General features: G+C 74.9%; 20 protein-coding genes. 11 read left to right on the top strand and 9 right to left on the bottom strand.

The window, feature by feature from the left end:
• Window positions 1-12 precede the first annotated feature (12 nt).
• Window positions 13-255: a hypothetical protein gene (locus ACWH4W_RS22945; protein WP_106415822.1), complete on the bottom strand. Its 243-nt coding sequence runs from the start codon at window positions 253-255 to the stop codon at window positions 13-15.
• Window positions 256-568: 313 nt separating this feature from the next.
• Between ACWH4W_RS22945 and ctaD the strand changes: the two genes are divergently transcribed.
• On the top strand, window positions 569-2,284 hold the full coding sequence (gene ctaD / locus ACWH4W_RS22940) for an aa3-type cytochrome oxidase subunit I (protein ID WP_473077743.1): 1,716 nt from the start codon (window positions 569-571) through the stop codon (window positions 2,282-2,284).
• Entirely contained in the window at window positions 2,284-2,658 is a 375-nt protein-coding gene (locus ACWH4W_RS22935) for a hypothetical protein (protein WP_106415824.1), read from the top strand. The genes ctaD and ACWH4W_RS22935 overlap by 1 nt, the downstream gene beginning before the upstream one ends.
• A gap of 417 nt (window positions 2,659-3,075) precedes the next feature.
• On the opposite strand, the gene ACWH4W_RS22930 is transcribed toward ACWH4W_RS22935, so the two are convergent.
• Entirely contained in the window at window positions 3,076-3,576 is a 501-nt protein-coding gene (locus tag ACWH4W_RS22930; protein WP_473077742.1) for an N-acetyltransferase, read from the bottom strand.
• 183 nt (window positions 3,577-3,759) lie between these two features.
• On the opposite strand from ACWH4W_RS22930, the gene ACWH4W_RS22925 reads away from it, so the two are divergent.
• Window positions 3,760-4,338: a Dps family protein gene (locus ACWH4W_RS22925; RefSeq protein WP_473077741.1), complete on the top strand. Its 579-nt coding sequence runs from the start codon at window positions 3,760-3,762 to the stop codon at window positions 4,336-4,338.
• Window positions 4,339-4,398: 60 nt separating this feature from the next.
• Here the strand turns inward: ACWH4W_RS22925 and ACWH4W_RS22920 are convergent, their stop codons facing one another.
• The gene (locus tag ACWH4W_RS22920; protein WP_473077740.1) at window positions 4,399-5,541 is read right to left on the bottom strand and encodes a polyprenyl synthetase family protein; all 1,143 of its coding nucleotides are present in this window, start codon (window positions 5,539-5,541) and stop codon (window positions 4,399-4,401) included.
• A gap of 150 nt (window positions 5,542-5,691) precedes the next feature.
• Window positions 5,692-7,251 (bottom strand): SDR family oxidoreductase, encoded by a 1,560-nt coding sequence (locus tag ACWH4W_RS22915; protein WP_473077739.1) that lies wholly within the window; start codon window positions 7,249-7,251, stop codon window positions 5,692-5,694.
• A 131-nt stretch (window positions 7,252-7,382) separates the two neighbouring features.
• On the opposite strand from ACWH4W_RS22915, the gene ACWH4W_RS22910 reads away from it, so the two are divergent.
• Together ACWH4W_RS22910 and ACWH4W_RS22905 are read left to right on the top strand one after the other, a co-directional pair.
• A complete protein-coding gene (locus ACWH4W_RS22910) occupies window positions 7,383-7,535 on the top strand; it encodes a hypothetical protein (RefSeq protein ID WP_473077738.1) in 153 nt (50 codons plus the stop codon).
• A gap of 315 nt (window positions 7,536-7,850) precedes the next feature.
• On the top strand, window positions 7,851-8,318 hold the full coding sequence (locus ACWH4W_RS22905) for a universal stress protein (protein ID WP_473077737.1): 468 nt from the start codon (window positions 7,851-7,853) through the stop codon (window positions 8,316-8,318).
• 10 nt (window positions 8,319-8,328) lie between these two features.
• Here the strand turns inward: ACWH4W_RS22905 and ACWH4W_RS22900 are convergent, their stop codons facing one another.
• Window positions 8,329-8,589: a hypothetical protein gene (locus ACWH4W_RS22900; protein ID WP_473077736.1), complete on the bottom strand. Its 261-nt coding sequence runs from the start codon at window positions 8,587-8,589 to the stop codon at window positions 8,329-8,331.
• Here ACWH4W_RS22900 and ACWH4W_RS22895 point away from each other — a divergent pair.
• Window positions 8,569-8,988 (top strand): zinc-binding dehydrogenase, encoded by a 420-nt coding sequence (locus tag ACWH4W_RS22895; RefSeq protein WP_473077735.1) that lies wholly within the window; start codon window positions 8,569-8,571, stop codon window positions 8,986-8,988. The genes ACWH4W_RS22900 and ACWH4W_RS22895 overlap by 21 nt on opposite strands.
• Before the next feature lie 10 nt (window positions 8,989-8,998).
• Here ACWH4W_RS22895 and ACWH4W_RS22890 read toward each other — a convergent pair whose 3' ends face one another.
• The gene (locus ACWH4W_RS22890; RefSeq protein ID WP_473077734.1) at window positions 8,999-10,516 is read right to left on the bottom strand and encodes an MFS transporter; all 1,518 of its coding nucleotides are present in this window, start codon (window positions 10,514-10,516) and stop codon (window positions 8,999-9,001) included.
• Window positions 10,517-10,701: 185 nt separating this feature from the next.
• On the opposite strand from ACWH4W_RS22890, the gene ACWH4W_RS22885 reads away from it, so the two are divergent.
• The 5 genes from ACWH4W_RS22885 (at window position 10,702) to ACWH4W_RS22865 (ending at window position 15,237) form a co-directional block, all read left to right on the top strand.
• Window positions 10,702-11,772, top strand: coding sequence for a sulfite oxidase (locus tag ACWH4W_RS22885; protein ID WP_473077733.1), 1,071 nt, complete (start codon window positions 10,702-10,704; stop codon window positions 11,770-11,772).
• Between the two features lie 68 nt (window positions 11,773-11,840).
• Window positions 11,841-12,800, top strand: coding sequence for a Rieske (2Fe-2S) protein (locus ACWH4W_RS22880; protein WP_473077732.1), 960 nt, complete (start codon window positions 11,841-11,843; stop codon window positions 12,798-12,800).
• 97 nt (window positions 12,801-12,897) lie between these two features.
• Window positions 12,898-13,365, top strand: a complete 468-nt coding sequence (locus tag ACWH4W_RS22875; protein ID WP_473077731.1) for a hypothetical protein — start codon at window positions 12,898-12,900, stop codon at window positions 13,363-13,365.
• Window positions 13,362-14,537 (top strand): zinc-dependent alcohol dehydrogenase, encoded by a 1,176-nt coding sequence (locus tag ACWH4W_RS22870; protein ID WP_473077730.1) that lies wholly within the window; start codon window positions 13,362-13,364, stop codon window positions 14,535-14,537. The genes ACWH4W_RS22875 and ACWH4W_RS22870 overlap by 4 nt, the downstream gene beginning before the upstream one ends.
• A 10-nt stretch (window positions 14,538-14,547) precedes the next feature.
• Window positions 14,548-15,237, top strand: coding sequence for a phosphodiesterase (locus tag ACWH4W_RS22865; protein ID WP_473077729.1), 690 nt, complete (start codon window positions 14,548-14,550; stop codon window positions 15,235-15,237).
• Between the two features lie 28 nt (window positions 15,238-15,265).
• Here the strand turns inward: ACWH4W_RS22865 and ACWH4W_RS22860 are convergent, their stop codons facing one another.
• The 3 genes from ACWH4W_RS22860 to ACWH4W_RS22850 all read right to left on the bottom strand — a co-directional run bounded on the left by ACWH4W_RS22860 (window position 15,266) and on the right by ACWH4W_RS22850 (window position 16,788).
• Window positions 15,266-15,955 carry a hemerythrin domain-containing protein gene (locus ACWH4W_RS22860; RefSeq protein WP_473077728.1) on the bottom strand — a complete coding sequence of 230 codons (690 nt, stop codon included), beginning with the start codon at window positions 15,953-15,955 and terminating at the stop codon, window positions 15,266-15,268.
• Window positions 15,952-16,107, bottom strand: a complete 156-nt coding sequence (locus ACWH4W_RS22855) for a hypothetical protein (protein WP_157951299.1) — start codon at window positions 16,105-16,107, stop codon at window positions 15,952-15,954. The genes ACWH4W_RS22860 and ACWH4W_RS22855 overlap by 4 nt, the downstream gene beginning before the upstream one ends.
• Before the next feature lie 147 nt (window positions 16,108-16,254).
• Entirely contained in the window at window positions 16,255-16,788 is a 534-nt protein-coding gene (locus ACWH4W_RS22850; RefSeq protein WP_473077727.1) for an SRPBCC family protein, read from the bottom strand.
• Window positions 16,789-16,868 lie beyond the last annotated feature (80 nt).

Genomic DNA, 16,868 nt, shown 5'->3' with positions numbered 1-16,868 from the left:
CCCGTCCGCCGGTCAGCGCATGCCGTCGCGGAGCCGGGCGACGGCCGCCTGGAGGTCGTCGAAGGCCTGCTGCTCGCGCCGCGGGCTGGTGCGCGCCGTCGGCAGCAGGCTGTCCCGGGCCGCACGGGCCCGCGCGTACGCCTCGAAACGGGTGACCACGTCGGCCACGGCATCGGGAGGCGGTGAGTCCTTGTGCGAGGGGTCGCGGGACGGCAGGGAGCGTCCCTCCCGCCGCGCGTTCGTCCGTCCGGTCATGCCCCGCATCCTTACCGGGCCTCCGGCCGCTCCACACTGCACGCCCCCGGACACGGACCCCGGGCCGATGTTGCCGGGACCGGGCAAGGAGGACGGGGACGACCCGGGGCCGGGGAGGACCCGGGACCGTCCACGAGACGTTCATGGAACGACGCCACTCGCACGGGTGAAGTCGCCGTCCGCTCGGCGGGTGTGAGAACCCGACGCCGGGTTACCTGACATAGCGTCGATCCGGCACACCCGTGCCGATCGCGCCCGTGACGGCGTGCGTGCCCTCCCGGCCGATCTCCGCGTTGTGACCCGAAGGACCTCGATGGCGACACACACGACTGAACCCCTTTCCCCGGTGCCGGCGGCGGAGGGACGACGAGGGAAGGGGCGAGTGGTCGTCTCCTGGCTGACGACGACGGACCACAAGAAGATCGGGCACCTCTACCTGATCACCTCGTTCGCCTTCTTCCTGGTGGGCGGTCTGCTCGCCATGGTGATCCGCGCGGAACTGGCCCGCCCCGGGATGCAGATCGTGTCGGAGGAGCAGTACAACCAGTCGTTCACGATGCACGGCACGATCATGCTGCTGCTGTTCGCGACGCCCACGTTCGCCGGGTTCGCCAACGCCATCATGCCGCTGCAGATCGGCGCCCCGGACGTGGCGTTCCCCCGGCTGAACATGCTGTCGTACTGGCTGTTCGCCCTCGGCGGCCTCATCGTGCTGAGCAGCTTCCTCACGCCCCAGGGCGCGGCGGACTTCGGATGGACGGCGTACCCGCCGCTCAGCGGCGGGGAGCGCACCCCGCACGTGGGCGGCGACCTGTGGATCATGGGCCTGGGGCTGTCCGGCTTCGGGACGATCCTCGGCGCCGTCAACTTCATCACCACGATCATCTGCATGCGCGCCCCCGGCATGACCATGTTCCGGATGCCGATCTTCACCTGGAACGTGCTGCTCACGTCCGTGCTGGTCCTGCTGGCGTTCCCGGTGCTGGCGGCGGCGCTGTTCGCGCTGGAGGCGGACCGCCGGTTCGGCGCGCGGATCTTCGACCCGGAGAACGGCGGCGCGCTGCTGTGGCAGCACCTCTTCTGGTTCTTCGGCCACCCCGAGGTCTACATCCTGGCCCTGCCGTTCTTCGGCGTCGTGAGTGAGATCATCCCGGTGTTCTCCCGCAAGCCGATCTTCGGCTACATGGGGCTCGTCGGAGCGACCATCGCCATCACCGGCCTCTCCGCCACGGTGTGGGCCCACCACATGTTCGCCACCGGCGCGGTGCTGCTGCCGTTCTTCTCCTTCATGAGCTTCCTCATCGCCGTGCCGACGGGAGTGAAGTTCTTCAACTGGATCGGCACCATGTGGAAGGGCAGCCTGTCCTTCGAACCACCGATGCTGTGGGCGGCCGGCTTCCTCGTCACCTTCCTGTTCGGCGGTCTGACGGGTGTTCTCCTGGCGTCCCCGCCGATTGACTTCCACGTCCACGACAGCTACTTCGTCGTCGCCCACTTCCACTACGTGCTGTTCGGCACGATCGTGTTCGCCATGTTCGCCGGGTTCAGCTTCTGGTGGCCGAAGATGACCGGCACCATGCTCGACCCGAGGCTGGAGAAGGTGCACTTCTGGACGCTGTTCGTCGGCTTCCACGCCACCTTCCTGCTCCAGCACTGGCTGGGCGCCCAGGGCATGCCCCGCCGCTACGCCGACTACCTCGCCGCCGACGGGTTCACCGGCCTCAACACGGTCTCCTCCATCGGCGCCTTCCTGCTCGGCCTGTCGACGCTGCCGTTCCTGTACAACGTCTGGAAGACCGCGCAGAAGGGCGAGAAGGTCGAGGTCGACGACCCCTGGGGGTACGGGCGTTCGCTGGAATGGGCCACCTCCTGCCCGCCGCCCCGGCACAACTTCGTCACCCTGCCCCGCATCCGCTCCGAGTCGCCCGCCTTCGACCTGCGCCACCCGGCCCTGGCCGGCGTCGACCAGGCGGAGAACACCGGCCAGCGCGACGTGATCGACCCCGGCGGCCACAAGGGCGACCGCTGATGGCGCGGGCCCGGTCCCGTCGCGCCCTCGCGCACGACGCCTCGGCCGTCATGGCCGAGGCGGAGGGCATCGTGATGGCGCGGTCCCACATCGCCGAGGCCCGCCGCGAGGCGGAGGCACTCTGCGCCGACCTGCCGTGGCTGACCACCGCTCAGGCCGAGGACCTCACCCGGCACTACGTCGGCCGGCGCATCGACCTCACCCGGCAGATGCTCCGCACGACGGTCCGCCGCGCCGAGGAACTGCGCCGCGAGTACGAGGCCCGGTACGCCGAACTGCGCGGGGCGCTCCTGAGACGTCACGTGGCCTGGGCGTCCGGTCTGCTGGCCTGCGGCACCGGGATCAACGCGGCGCTCTGGCTGTTCACCCGCTAGACGCGGCCCGCCGCAACACCCGGCCGAGCCGGCCGGGGCGCGTCCGCGGGCCGTGACCGGCGACCCCGCCCGCGGGCACCACGCGTCGAACCCGTGGCGTCCGCCCGCCCACAGTGAGGTGCCTTCCGGGGAAGCGGGCTTCCGCACGGCGCCGGGCCCGAGGGGGCCCCGCCGCGCACCAGGACGCAGCCGGTGCGAAGGGGCACCGCCGGCCGGCAGTCCGGCGATGCGGGGCACGAGGGCCGGATGGCCCCGTCGCCGGCAACCGCTCGTGCTCCTCCTCGCTGGTCCGGCCCCGACGACGCGGACGGCATCCGGGGCGGAGGGGACCGCAGGAGGAGGCGGACGGCGCAGCGCTCGCTCGCGGCCCGCCGCCGCGAGACCGCGCACACCTCCACGGCGGCGACGTCCTGATCCCTAACCGAGGTCCGGCAGCTTCAGCCACTCCTCCCAGGTGAGGTCCCGGCCGATGAAGCGGGGCCGTTCGAACGGCCAGTCCTCGGCGATCCACCGCGGGACGAACGCGTCCAGCGCCCGCTCCAGGGGGCCGCCCGCCTCGTCGTCCACCACCCACCAGGAGATCTCCGCGTCCGCGCCCTCCTTCTCCGGCGGGTCGATGTAGACGCAGCCGCGCAGCGCCGTGCGGTCCGGGTTCTCGATCGTGTAGTTGAACGACTCGTGCGCCTCGATCTCGGCGGCGTGCCGCTCCAGGTCGGCGAGGTTCGCCTCGTACGTCATGGTGGCCGGGGGCCAGCCCCAGGCGGGACCGAAGACCGACCACAGCCGCTCGCGCGACCCCATCACCGCCGGGTAGTCCAGCGGCGCGTCGGCACCGCTGATCGGGCGCAGCCGGTGGCCCGCGCCGCCGGGGATGTCGACGTGCAGGGGGTGGACGAAGTCACGCGGAAGCCAGGTCATGAGCCGGAGCCAACCACGCGCCGCCCCGCCCGGCAAAGGGAATATGCGAGGGGGCCGTCAAGACCGTGGTCCGCTGCTCCAGACCGGTGAGATGCGCGGGGGTGCGCAGCGGTGAACGCCGCAAACGGCCGACGAACCGCTTATCTGGATGTTCGAGCATCGGACGATCGCAAGGAGCCCATCGTGTCGTCACCGCCTGCCGAACCCTCGTACACCGTGCCGGGCCTGCGCACCCAGGACAGCGGACGGATCATCGAGCTGTTGCAGATGCGACTCCACTCCCTCAACGACCTGCACCTGACCCTGAAACACATCCACTGGAACGTGGTCGGCCCGCACTTCATCGCCGTGCACGAGATGATCGACCCCCAGGTCGACAAGGTGCGGGACATGACCGACGACCTCGCCGAGCGGATCTCCACGCTCGGCGGCGAGCCGAACGGCACGCCCGGCGCGCTGGTCGGCGCACGCACCTGGAACGACTACTCCATCGGCCGGGCCGAGGCGATCGAGCACCTGGGCGCGCTGGACCTGGTGTACACGAACATCATCGAGGACCACCGGGAGGCGATGCGGGAGACCGAGGAGGCGGACCCGGTCACCCAGGACATCCTCATCGAGCAGCTGCGCGGCCTGGAGCTGTTCCAGTGGTTCGTCCGCGCCCACCTCGAGTCCAGCGGCGGCAAGCTCAGCACGCGCGGCGCCACCACCGAGACCGGCGCCGCCGGCCAGGCCGCGGAGCAGGCCCGCCGCCAGCCCTGACCGGCGGCCTCACGCCGACGGCCCGCCACGATCCGGCCCGGACCGCGGCGGGCCCGGGCCTCACACCGCTTCCCGCACCTGCGGGGCCGTGACGCCCGACGCGCGGGCGACCAGCGCGGCGAACTCCCGCCGTACCGCGTCGTCCGCGTCCGTCCCGCCGAAGTGCCGCAGAGCGGAGTCCGCCAGCTCCGCGATCTTCTCCTCCACCACGGCCCGGGCGCCCGTCCGCTCCAGCGCCGCCCGTACGCCCTCCACGGCGCGTTCCGGCAGCGCGGGTGCGCCGGGGGAGAGGAGCGCCACGGCCTCCTCGTCCCCGGTCGCCCTGCCGAGTTCCAGGGCGACGGCCAGCAGATAGGTGAGCTTGCGGCTCCGCAGGTCGTCACCCACCGGCTTCCCGGTCAGCGCCGGATCGCCGAAGGCGCCCAGCAGGTCGTCCCGCAACTGGAAGGCGAGCCCCGCGCACCGGCCGGCCGCGCGCAGCGCCGCCGTCACCGCCTCGTCCGCCCCCGCCAGCGACGCGCCCAGGGCCAGCGGCCGCTCGACCGTGTAGAGGGCGCTCTTCAGCGTCGCGATGGTCAGCGCCTCCTCGACGCCGGACGCACCGGCCGCCTGCGCCTGGAGGTCGCGGTACTGCCCGGCCACCATCTCCTCGCGCATCGCCCGCCACTCCCGGTACACCCGGGGCCCGTTCGGGGAGGCGAGCGCGATGTCCGTCATCAGGTCGTCCGCCCAGGCCAGCGCCAGGTCGCCGGCCAGGACCGCCACCGAGTGCCCGAACGACTCGGCGCCGCCCGTCATGCCCTCCGCGCGGTGCATCCGCGCCAGGTCCACGTGCATCGAGGGCGCCCCGCGCCGCAGGTGGGACCCGTCCATCACGTCGTCGTGCACGAGCGCGCACGTCTGCACCAGTTCGAGCGCCACGCCCGTCCGCAGCAGCGGGCCGGGGTCGCCCGCGCCGCCCGCGGCCCGCCAGCCGCACCAGGCGAACGCCGTGCGCAGCCGCTTCCCGCCGCGCCGGGCGAACGCGGAGACCCGGCCCGCCACGTCACGGGCGAACACCGCGTCGAGGTCATAGGCCTCGGACATCCGCTCGTCCAGCACCTCGCCCAGGGCCCGCCCCACGGCCCCGGTGGCGGCGTCGGCGGTGAACGGGCCACCGGCCAGGTCCGCCGGTTCCTCCGTCGCCGACCGCAGTTCACGCATGCACAGCCCCTTTTCGTCGTCCGTCGCCCGCCCGCTCGCGCTCGCCACCGAGTACCCGGGAAAGGGCCCGTCGACCTTCTCCGGTGCGCGCGGCGGCCCGGACCGCCGCGCCGGAGCGCCCGCGTGGTCCCCGAGGTACCGGACCGGACATCAGCGGCGGACGCCTGTCCGTCGCCGGCGGGTCCGCCGGCTGGCCGGTCCGTCCGCGCCCTCGGCCGCCGCGAGGGCGATGTTGCGGGCCATGCCGCCGAACACGAGGGCGTGGAAGGGCGACACCGACCACCAGTACGCGTGGCCCAGCAGGCCCCGCGGATGGAACAGGGCGCGCTGCCGGTACCGGGTGCGGCCCGCACCGTCCGTCTCCACGCGCAACTCCAGCCACGCCAGGCCCGGCAGCCGCATCTCGGCGCGCAGTCGCAGCAGCCGCCCCGGTTCGATCTCCTCCACCCGCCAGAAGTCCAGGGAGTCGCCCGCCCGCAGCCGGTGCGGGTCGCGCCGTCCACGGCGCAGCCCCACCCCGCCGACGATCCGGTCCAGCCGCCCGCGCACCGCCCACGCCAGCGGGAAGGAGTACCAGCCGTGCTCGCCGCCGATGCCCTCGATCACCTTCCACAGCGCCTCCGGCGACGCGGGCACCACCTGGTCCCGTTCGTCGCGGTAGAGGCTGCCGCCGGCCCAGTCGGGGTCGGTGGGCAGCGGATCGCTCGGCGCGCCCGGCACGGAGGCGGACGACCAGCGGGTGGCGACCCGCGCCTCCCGCACCCGCGCCAGCGCCAGCCGCAGCGCCTCGTCGAAGGGCAGGGGCCGGCCGGGGGCGTCGGGCACGTACCGCGCGATGTCGTGCTCGCGGCACACCACCTCGTGGCGCAGCGACTCGGTGAGCGGCCGGGCGATCGCGGCGGGCACCGGGGTGACCAGCCCGACCCAGTGGCTGGACAGACCGGGTGTGAGCACCGGCACGGGCAGGATGACCCGCCGTCGCAGCCCGGCGACCGCGGCGTAGCGGCGCATCATGTCCCGGTAGGTCAGCACGTCCGGGCCGCCGATGTCGAAGGCCCGGTCGACGTCGGGCGGCATCGTCGCCGAGGCGACCAGGTAGCGCAACACGTCGCGCACCGCCACGGGCTGGGTGCGGGTGTGCACCCAACTGGGGGTGACCATCACGGGCAGCCGCTCGGTCAGATAGCGCAGCATCTCGAACGACGCCGACCCCGAGCCGATGACGACGGCGGCCCGCAGCACGGCCGCGGGCACCGGTGAGTCGAGGAAGATCCGCCCCACCTCGGCGCGGGACCGCAGATGCGGCGAGAGGGTGTGCTCGGGCACCCCGTACGGGGTGAGTCCGCCGAGGTAGACGATCCGGCGCACCCCCGCGGCGTGCGCCTGCTCGGCGAAGGTGCGGGCCGCCCGGCGGTCGGTGTCCTCGAAGTCCGCACCGGTGCCGAGCGCGTGGACCAGGTAGTACGCCACGTCGACGCCCTCCATCGCCGCGGCGACGGACGAGGCGTCGGTGACGTCACCGCGCACCGTCTCCACGTCCGGCGCCCACGGGTGGTCGCGCAGCTTGTCGGGGGAGCGGGCCAGGCACCGGATCCGGTGGCCGGCCTCGAGGAGCTCGGGGACCAGGCGTCCGCCGATGTAGCCCGACGCCCCGGTGACCAGGCAGTGCGGTCCCGCGCCGCTCCCTTGGCCCTGCCCGTCCACGGTCATCCCTCCGCACGGTCGATGTGACACCGGCTCCTGTCCCCGATCCTCACCTCACGCGCCCGGTACCGCGCGCCGTCCGGCGGCGCGGGGACGAAGTCGGCAGGCAGGAGGGCGGACGGCGGGGAGCCGTACGGGTGACCCCGGGGAGGCCGGCCGTCACCGGGGACCGTCCCCGGCCCTGCTGCCCGGCCCGGCGGACGGCGGCCGTCACCGCCGCCCAGGGCCTCGACCACCGACGCCGGCCCGCGCTGCGGCTGCGGTTCGGCGACCCGGCCGTCCGCCGGTGAACGCGGTCCGGGCGTGATCCCGGACGCCTGGTGGACGGACGGCCCGGCGTACGCGCTTCCGGCACACCCTCACCGCACCGGCAGCGACACCCGGCACGGGGCGCGCGGCAACGGCCGGACGACTCCGGGGCCGCACTTCGCGCGGGAACCGACGAGGCGCCTCTCGGGTGAGCGGCCTCGCGGCGGATCAGTCCGCCGCGGGGCCCCGCTGCCCCGTACGGACCCGCTGGGCTCGGCATCCGGCGCCGTCCGCCGGAGGCTGGGCACCGGACGGGGCGCACGCCGGCCGCCCCGGGCCGAGCGTGAGGAGAGAGCGTGGACGAGCAGGACCGCATCGTGGCCGGGGTGGACGGCTCGCCGTCGTCGCGGCAGGCGCTGCGCTGGGCGGCCCGCCAGGCCGCGCTCACCGGAGGGACCGTGTGGGCGCTGACCTCCTGGGACTACCCCCAGTACCACGGCGCGCTGGGCTGGCTGCCCCCGTCGAGCGGCGACGAGGAGGCCCTGGAGGCCAGGGCGCGCGAGGACCTGACCCGGTGCGTCGAGGAGACGCTGGGCGCGCGGCCGTCGGTGGACGTCCGCACGGAGGTCCGGTACGGCACACCGGCCAGTGTGCTGCTGCGCGCGGCCCGGGACGCGTCCCTGCTCGTGGTCGGCAGCCGGGGCCTGGGCGGCTTCGCCGGCCTGCTGCTCGGCTCCGTCGCCCAGCACTGCGTGCAGCACGCGGCCTGCCCGGTCGTCGTGGTCCGGGAGGACACGGTCACCGGTATCGGCGAGGGGGAGTGAGCGGACCGGCTCACCCCCGCGCCGCGGTGCGCACCAGTTCCCGGGCCAGGGCCGCGGCCGCCGCGACCGTCCCGAGGGACAGGGGGCGGGCGGCCGCCGCGCCCTCGTGCGGGACGCGCAGCCGGGTGCGCGAGGGCGAGACGGTGCTGGTGACGGGCGCGTCCGGGGGAGTCGGTCTCGCACTGGTGCAGATCGCCCGCGCCCGGGCGCCCGGGCGGTCGCCGTCAGCAGCGGCCCGAGGACCGACGCCGTGCGCGAGGCGGGCGCGCATGCCGTCGTCGACCGGTCGGGGGACGTCGTCGCGGGGATCGGCGCCGCCGCGCCCGAGGGCGTCGACGTCGCGCTGGACGTCGTCGCCGGGGACCTGGTGAGCGGGGGCGCCGCTGCTGCGCGAGGGCGGACGGTGGGGGACCGCCGGGACGCCCGGCGGCTACGGGGTGACCCCGGACGTACGCCGTCCCTACCTGCACAACGCCCAGGTGATCGGCTCGGCGCCGCACAGCCGGCGCACTTCGGCCTGCTCACGGACCTGGCCCGGCGGGCCGCCGTCGAGCCGGTCGTCGCCGCGGCGCACCCGCTGGACCAGGCGGCGCGGGCGCGGGAGGAACTGGCCCGCGGGAGGCGCGTGGGGAGGATCGCCCTGCGTCCCGGGGCGCCGCCGGCGCGCTGACCGGCCGGCGTCAGGTCTGCCGGGAGTGCACCGGACTGTTGGCGGCCTCCTCCGGGCACTCCCCGTGCGCCGCGCGCCTGCGCCGGTCGCGCGTCCAGTCGTACGCCGCCAGGGCGAGCGACGCCAGCATCGCCGTGAGGGCCGCGCCCAGCGCGAGGAAGAGGGCCGTCCGGAAGTCGTCGCTCCGGCCGAGCAGCAGGTAGAACAGGCCCGGCAGGGCGGCGGTGCCGACCGCCGCGCCGAGCCGCTGCCCCGTCTGCAGGGCGCCGCCCGCCGCGCCCGCCATCCGCACCGGCACGTCCCGCAGGGTCAGGGTGATGTTGGGCGAGACGACGAACCCGCCGCCGATGCCGCCGATGAACAGCGCCGGCGCGGCGAGCCAGGGCGCGTGGTCCAGCGGCGCGAAACGCAGCAGCAGGGCGGTCGTGCCGAGGCCCACGACCACACCCGTGAGGCCCCACACGGTGAGCAGCCGCCCGAACCGGTCGACCAGCCGCCCGGACACCACCGCCGCCCCCGCCGAGCCGATGGCGAACGGGGTCACGGCGAGGCCCGACTCCAGCGGCGAGTAGTCCAGTCCCTCCTGGTAGAACAGCGCGAAGACCAGCCAGACGCCGCTGAAGCCGACGAAGTACAGGGTGCCGACGCCCGCGCCGACGGCGTAGCCGCGCACGGTGGAGAACAGGCGCGGGTCGAGCAGCGGCGTCGTCCCCCGGGCGAGCAGCCGCCGCTGCCGCCGGACGAACACGGCGAGGACCGCCGTGCCGGCCGGGAACAGCCACCACAGCCGACTCAGCCCGCCCGCCTCCGCCCGCACCAGCGGGAACATGAACGCCAGCACGCCCAGACCGAGCAGCAGCACGCCGGGCACGTCCACGTGGCCCCGTCCCGACTTCCGGGTCCGCGGCAGCAGGCGGCGGCCCAGCAGCACGGCGAGGACGCCGATGGGCACGTTGACGTAGAAGATCCAGCGCCAGCCCTGCGCACCGTCGGCCAGGGCGAGGATCGCGCCGCCGACGACGGGCCCGGAGGCGGAGGAGATGCCGACGGTCGCGCCGAAGTAGCCGAACGCCCGGCCGCGTTCGGCGCCGCGGAACATCTGCTGGATCAGCGCCGAGTTCTGCGGCGCCATGAAACCGGCCGCAAGACCCTGCGCGAGACGCGCCACGACCAGCAGGGTGATGTCGGGGGCGGCGCCGCAGGCCGCGCTGCACAGCACGAAGCCGCACAGGGCGATCAGGAAGATCTTCCGCCGGTCGAGCGCGTCCCCGAGCCGGCCCGCGGTGACGAGGGCCAGGGCGAAGGTCAGCGCGTAGCCGGACACCACCCACTGCACCTCGGCGGGGGAGGCCCCCAGGTCCTTCTGCACGGTGGGCAGCGCGACCGCCACGATCGTGACGTCCAGCAGGCTCATGAAACCGGCCACCAGCGTCACCCACAGGGCTCGCCACCGGCGCGGATCCGGCTCGTACGCGTCCCCCTGGGCACCGGGCTGCCGGTCACCCGCCCCTGACGCCGACGCTGTCACATGCAGTCCTCTCGCACGGCCCGAACAGGCCGGACATGTTCCCCGACCGGGCCCGGCGCACACCCGGCACGCCGTGAGAAGGCCGCTCGCCGGCCCCCTCCCCCCGGTCGTGTCCGACCGGCCACCTCCCCGCCCGGCCCCGCTCGACCGAGCACGTACCCGGGGACAGGCGGACAATCACGGTCATGGGCATGTGGGGCAAGCGGGACGACATGGTGGTCCACGGACGGGAGCCGTTCAACGCGGAGCCGCCCGGGGCCGTGCTGGCCGGCGCGGCGGTCACGCCCGTCGACGCCTTCTACAGCCGCAACCACGGCCCGGTGCCCCGCCTCGACCCGGCGGACTGGCGGCTCGTGGTGGACGGCCTGGTGACGCGCCCGCTGCTGCTCTCCCTGGACGACCTGCGGTCCCGCTTCGACGCGACCGGGGCGACCGTCACCCTCCAGTGCGCGGGCAACCGGCGCGCCGACCTGACCGCCGTCCGCGCCGTCCCCGGGGAGACGCCCTGGGGTCCGGGCGCCCTGTCGACCGCCCGGTTCGGCGGGGTGCGCCTCGCCGACGTCCTCGCCCACGCCGGAGTCGCACCGGAGGCCGCCCACATCGCCTTCCACGCCCCCGACGTCTCCCCGTCCGCCGACCCGCCCCAGCCGTACGAGGTGTCCGTCCCGCGCGACCGGGCGCTGGCCCCGGACGTGCTGCTGGCCTGGACGATGAACGGCGCCCCGCTGCCCGCCGTCCACGGCGCGCCCCTGCGGGTGGTCGTGCCGGGCTGGATCGGCGCCCGCAGCGTCAAGTGGCTCACCCGCGTCACCGCGCGCACCACCCCCTCCGACGGCTACTTCCAGGCCACCGCCTACCGCCTCCCCCCGACCGGGCGTGACACCGAGGGCGTCACCCTCGGTCCCGTCCCGCTCAACTGCGCCGTCCTCACCCCGGACGACGGCGCCGTCCTGCCGCGCGGCCCGGTCGAGGTCACCGGATACGCGCTCGCAGGCGAAGGGCGCGCCGTCGCCCGGGTCGAGGTGTCCACGGACGGCGGCCGCGCCTGGTCCCGCGCCGCGCTGGACGAGCCGGACGGGCCGGAGGCGTGGCAGCGGTGGCGCACCACCCTCGACCTGCCGGCCGGCGACGCGCACGTCCTGGCCCGGGCCTGGGACTCCTCCGGCGCGGGCATGCCGGAGTCCCCGGCCTCGCTGTGGAACCCCAAGGGCTATGTCAACAACGCCTGGCCCCGCGTACGCCTGCGCGTCCGCTGACCGCCTCCCCCGGCCGCGCGGACCGCCTCCCGTTGTTTGCCCGCCGCCGGCGGGGAAACTCAGCGCCCATGAGCAAGAAGCCTGGACGCCGCCCTCTCGGACAGAACCGGATGCTGCGGCTGCTGGACGCGCTGGAGCGCGATCCCGGCCGTGACCAGCTGATCGACGCGCTCGGCGCACGCGTACGCGCGCTGCCGCTCGGGCGCGTCCGGAACGTACTCCACGGCAAGTGGCTCGGCCACCCCCTGCACCCGATGACGATCCACCTGCCCATCGGCAGCTGGATGTCGGCCGCCGTGCTGGACCTCAAACCCGGCCGGTCCCGGCAGGCCGACCTCCTGGTCGCCCTCGGGCTGGCCGGGGCCGTCCCCACCGCCGCGACGGGCCTGACCGACTGGGCGGAACTCCGCCGCGAACAACAGCGGGTGGGCCTGGTGCACGCCATGGCCAACACGGCCGCCGTCGGCCTCTACGGCGCCTCCCTCGTGCTGCGCCTCACCGGCCGGGGCACGGCCGGACGTGCCCTCGGGTACCTCGGGCTGACCGCGGTCGGCGCCGGCGGACTGCTCGGCGGCCACCTGGCGTACCGGCAGGCGGCCGGCGTCAACCACGCCGAGGAGGTGCCGCACGTCGTGCGCGACGGCTGGCACCGCGTCGGCGGCGTCGACGACTTCCCGGTGGGCGAGCCCGTACGGTGCGTCGTGGACGACGTGCCGGTCCTGGTGGTGCGGGAGACCGGCGGGGAGGTCCACGCGCTCGCCGAACGCTGCAGCCATCTGGCGGGACCGCTGTCCGAGGGCACGGTCGCCGACGGATGCGTCCGCTGCCCCTGGCACGGCAGCGTCTTCCGGCTCTCCGACGGCTGGAACGTCGAGGGCCCCGCCACCGCGCCCCAGCCCGCCTTCGACACGCGCGTGACCGACGGCCACGTGGAGGTGCGGCTGCCCCAGCACGACGTGCCCGAGACGCCGTACGGCAGCGGGACGTTCGCGGCGACCTCCGCCGACGGGCACCGGCCCCCGCGGTGACGCACGCGCGGTGCGCCGGAAGCCGGCCGTTTCGCCGCGCCCGGCGCGGAAACCCGGCGCCCCACGGTGACGGCCGGTGACGAATGGGAGGCAGTGGATGAAGAAGGCGTTGTGGATGGTTCCGGTCGCCGCGGCCGGGGTCGCGGCGGCACGCAAGGCCGGGACGGCGGCGCGCGGCGGCGACGACCGGGCGGGCGACCGGTGGCTCACGGTGACGGTGAACCGCCCCGTGGAGGACGTCCGGCGGGACGGCAGGCTGCCCGAGCCCCTCGAGCGGCTCGCCGACCGCGTCGAGGTGCGGACACAGCCCGCACCGGGCGACCGCGGCACGGAGCTGGCCGCCCGGCTCAAGGAACCGGTGCCGCCCGCCGCGACCTCCGTGCCCTCGCGTCTGGCCGGGCAGGACCCGCGCCAGGAGGTACGGCACGCGCTGCGCGAGGCCAAGGCCGTACTGGAGGCGGGGGAGGTCATGCTCCCCGACTCGCCGCCGACGACCCGGCCCACACCGGGCGGCCGGCTCGTCGGACTGTTCAGCCGCCGCTCCGGCGGGGAGGGAGTGCTGTGAAGGCCCTGTGCTGGGAAGGCGTCAACAAGCTGTCGGTCGAGCAGGTCCCCGACCCGGAGCTGCGCAACGACCAGGACATCATCGTGCGGCTCGTCGCGGGCACCACCTGCGGCTCCGACCTGCACCTCATCGGCGGCTACATCCCCGCGATGCGCGCCGGGGACGTCATCGGCCACGAGTTCGTCGGCGAGGTCGTCGAGACCGGGTCCGCGGTGCGCCGCCACAAGGTGGGCGACCGGGTCGTCGTCTGCTCGTTCGTCGGCTGCGGCCGCTGCTGGTACTGCGCCAACGACCTGTGGTCGCTGTGCGACAACACCAACACCAACCCCGGTGTCGGACAGGCCCTGTTCGGCTACGAGACCGCCGGCATCTTCGGCTACTCGCACGCCATGGGCGGCCTGCGCGGCAGCCACGCCGAGTACGTGCGGGTCCCCTTCGCCGACTACGGCGCCTTCACCGTGCCCGAGGGCATCGACGACACCAGCGCCCTGTTCGTGTCCGACTCCGTGCCCACCGGATGGATGGGGGCGGACCTCGGCGGGGTGAAGCCCGGCGACGTGGTGGCCGTCTGGGGGTGCGGCGCCATCGGGCAGATGACGGCGCGGGCGGCGATGCTGCTCGGCGCGGAACGCGTCATCTGCATCGACCGCATCCCCGAGCGGCTGGAGATGACCGAGCGGTACATCGGCGCCGAGACCATCGACTACACCACCACCGACGTGGCGGCGGAACTGCGCGAACGCACCGGCGGCCGCGGCCCCGACGTGTGCATCGAGGCGGTCGGCATGGAGGCCCACAGCGACGGGCCCATGCACCTGTACGACCAGGCCAAGCAGCAGCTCCGGCTCCAGACGGACCGCCCCACCGCCGTACGCCAGGCCATCCACGCCTGCCGCAAGGGGGGCACCGTGTTCGTCCTGGGCGTGTTCGCGGGCGCCGTCGACAAGTTCCCGCTCGGCGCCGTGGTCAACAAGGGGCTCACCGTGCGCGGCGCGCAGATGCACGGGCAGCGCTACGTCCCGATGCTCCTCGACCGGATCGCCGCCGGGGAGATCTCCACCGCCCACCTGGCCACCCACTCGGTCTCCCTCGACGACGCCCCCACGGCGTACGACATGTTCAAGCACAAGACCGACGGCTGCGTCCGCGCGGTCATCCGTCCCGGGCTCTGAGGGGCCGTCCGTGGCAGGCGTGCTGGAGACCGCCCACCGGGCCGCCGCACGGGTGGCCCGGTGGCGGGGCGCGCCCGCCGTGCACCCCACCGGGGTGCTGTGCTCCGGCACGCTGCACGTCACCGGGCGCGGCGACCGCCCGTGGGGCGAGCCCTGGCTGGACCGGCACGCCTCGTACCCGGCGACCGTGCGCTGGTCCCACGCCCTGGGCACGCCCCGGCGGCTGCCGGACGCGCTCGGCCTGGCCGTCCGCGTCGAGGACGCCGGCGGCCCGGACCGGCCGCTCGACCTGCTGTTCACGTCCAGCGGCACGGGCCGCCTCGGCCGTCACCTGCCGCTGCCGCGCCCCGACGCCCTCACCGGGGCGTACTCCACCCTGCTGGCGTACCGGACGGGGGAGTGCGAGCGGGTGCTCGCCGCGTTCCCGCTGCTCGATCCGCCGCACACACCGCGGCCGACGCTGTGGCAGGAACTCGCCTGCCGTCCGGTGCGGTTCCGGCTGTGCGCCGCCGCGGCCGGTGAGCCCTGGAGCCCGTTCGCGTCCCTCACCCTCGAAGCGGTGCACCCCGCTCCCGCGCGCACCACGGTGTCGTACGACCCCGTCGGGCACAGCCTGCCCGGCCTGCGGCCGGCCGGACGCCTCAACCGGCTGCGCGACGCCGCGTACGCGGGCTCCCGCCACGGACGCGGCGCCGCATGACCTCCTCGCTGTGCCTCGTTGTGTCCTCTCAGCCGTGCCGGCGGGCGGCACGCACCGCCAGGGCGACCGCGCCCGCGGCCACGACCGCTCCCGCCGCCGCGAGGGAGGCACGGCGGGCGGCCGGACCACTGCCCGGCGCCAGGTCCCGCAGCCGGTCGAAGGCGCTGAGCGGGACACCCCGCAGCGCGTTCCCGGGCGGACGACGGGGCACGCCCGGATGCGGCCGGGTCGGGGCGGTCACCCGTACGGCCTCCCAGGCGGCGCCGATGCGCCGCAGCTTGCGGTCGTCGAACGCGGTCCGCAGGTGCGGCAGCAGCTCGTCCTCCTCGTCGCGGATGTCCTCCCGGATGAGCGCGAACGCCTCCTGGATCCACTCCGCGCGCCGGGGATCGCCGGGGGAGCGTTCGATCCGGGCGGTCAGTTCGTTGATCGCCTGGTGCTCCTCCTCGACCCGGCGGGTCAGCGCCTCCCCGTCCGGGGCGACGCGCCGCAGCAGCGGCCACAGCACGGTCTCCTCGGCGAAGGCGTGGCTGAACACCAGCTGGACGATGTCCAGCCACAGCCTGTCGCGTTCACCGGGCGGGAGGTCCGCGGACCGGTAGCGGTTCATCATCGCGTCGAGCCGTGCGTGGTCCCGGCGCTGCCGCATCAGGATGCTGTCGTCCCCGCCGAGCGCGTCGGCGTCCTGTCCGGAGACCGACACGGCGGGTGCGGTCACGGCCGCCCTCCGGACGTGTCACCGGAGTCCTGGGCGTCCGCGCCGCCGGGCGCCTCCTGGTCCCGGGACTCGTCCTCCTCGGGGTGGACGTCCTTCTCGCCCGTCTCCTGCTCCAGCGGATGGGTGAGGTCCTTGTCGTCGGGGGTGCTCATGGTCGCTCCTCGGGTCGGTTCCGAGCGCCGGGTTCCCCGGAAGGACCGGACCTCGCAGCCGAACCGGGTTTTTCTCGCGCGCTTCCGTCCCGTCCCGCGCCCGTGGACCGGCTTGCGCGTCCGCGGACCGGCTGTCGCTCCCGTGGGTCAGCCGACCGGCCAGCCCGCCACGCGGCTTCGCGGGGGCTCCGCCTCCAGGGGCCGCACCTGCCCCTTGCGGATGACGCCGCGCCAGGCGCCGCACTCCTGGCCCACCCCTTCGATGAACTGCTTGAAGCGGTCCAGCTCGGCCCGCACCAGCCGCGGTGTCACCGGCGTCCGGTGCGCCAGGTGCCGCTTCTTCGGCCGGGTCGCGGACCGCAGGCTCACCACGATCTCGGTGCGGTTCGGGGCCAGGGCGCGGAACCGCACCTCGCCCCGGTGCCCGGCCCAGCGGCCGAGGCCCTGCCACGCGATCAGCTCGTCGGGGTGCTGTTCGACGATCTCCGCCGTGTACGTCCGGGTCGCCCAGCCGGTGCCGATCTCCCACCGGGTGAGGTTCGGACGGAGCTGCTCGACCCCCTTCACCCAGCGCATGAAGCGGGGGAAGGTCTTGAACTGGGTCCACTGGTTGTAGGCGGTGTGCACGGGAACGGCGACCTCGATCGCCTCTTCGACGGACTGCGCGGCTGCTGCAGGCATGGCCCCACCTGTCGTTCGGGTTCTCTTCCCCAGTGTGCCCCGCATGCCGCACCGCTACCACGCGTCCCCGCCCGGTCGCC

The organism is Streptomyces sp. DSM 120436, assembly GCF_055778765.1.
Note: the sequence above shows the minus strand (reverse complement) of the source record. Positions and strands in the feature narration are given on the sequence as shown.

Excerpts from the sequence above, each read along its gene's own strand:
- ACWH4W_RS22945 (WP_106415822.1), bottom strand. The coding sequence starts at position 255 with ATGACCGGACGGACGAACGCGCGGCGGGAGGGACGCTCCCTGCCGTCC.
- ctaD (WP_473077743.1), top strand. The coding sequence starts at position 569 with ATGGCGACACACACGACTGAACCCCTTTCCCCGGTGCCGGCGGCGGAG.
- ACWH4W_RS22935 (WP_106415824.1), top strand. The coding sequence starts at position 2,284 with ATGGCGCGGGCCCGGTCCCGTCGCGCCCTCGCGCACGACGCCTCGGCC.
- ACWH4W_RS22930 (WP_473077742.1), bottom strand. The coding sequence starts at position 3,576 with ATGACCTGGCTTCCGCGTGACTTCGTCCACCCCCTGCACGTCGACATC.
- ACWH4W_RS22920 (WP_473077740.1), bottom strand. The coding sequence starts at position 5,541 with ATGCGTGAACTGCGGTCGGCGACGGAGGAACCGGCGGACCTGGCCGGT.
- ACWH4W_RS22915 (WP_473077739.1), bottom strand. The coding sequence starts at position 7,251 with ATGACCGTGGACGGGCAGGGCCAAGGGAGCGGCGCGGGACCGCACTGC.
- ACWH4W_RS22900 (WP_473077736.1), bottom strand. The coding sequence starts at position 8,589 with ATGCGCGCCCGCCTCGCGCACGGCGTCGGTCCTCGGGCCGCTGCTGAC.
- ACWH4W_RS22885 (WP_473077733.1), top strand. The coding sequence starts at position 10,702 with ATGGGCATGTGGGGCAAGCGGGACGACATGGTGGTCCACGGACGGGAG.
- ACWH4W_RS22880 (WP_473077732.1), top strand. The coding sequence starts at position 11,841 with ATGAGCAAGAAGCCTGGACGCCGCCCTCTCGGACAGAACCGGATGCTG.
- ACWH4W_RS22875 (WP_473077731.1), top strand. The coding sequence starts at position 12,898 with ATGAAGAAGGCGTTGTGGATGGTTCCGGTCGCCGCGGCCGGGGTCGCG.
- ACWH4W_RS22855 (WP_157951299.1), bottom strand. The coding sequence starts at position 16,107 with ATGAGCACCCCCGACGACAAGGACCTCACCCATCCGCTGGAGCAGGAG.
- ACWH4W_RS22850 (WP_473077727.1), bottom strand. The coding sequence starts at position 16,788 with ATGCCTGCAGCAGCCGCGCAGTCCGTCGAAGAGGCGATCGAGGTCGCC.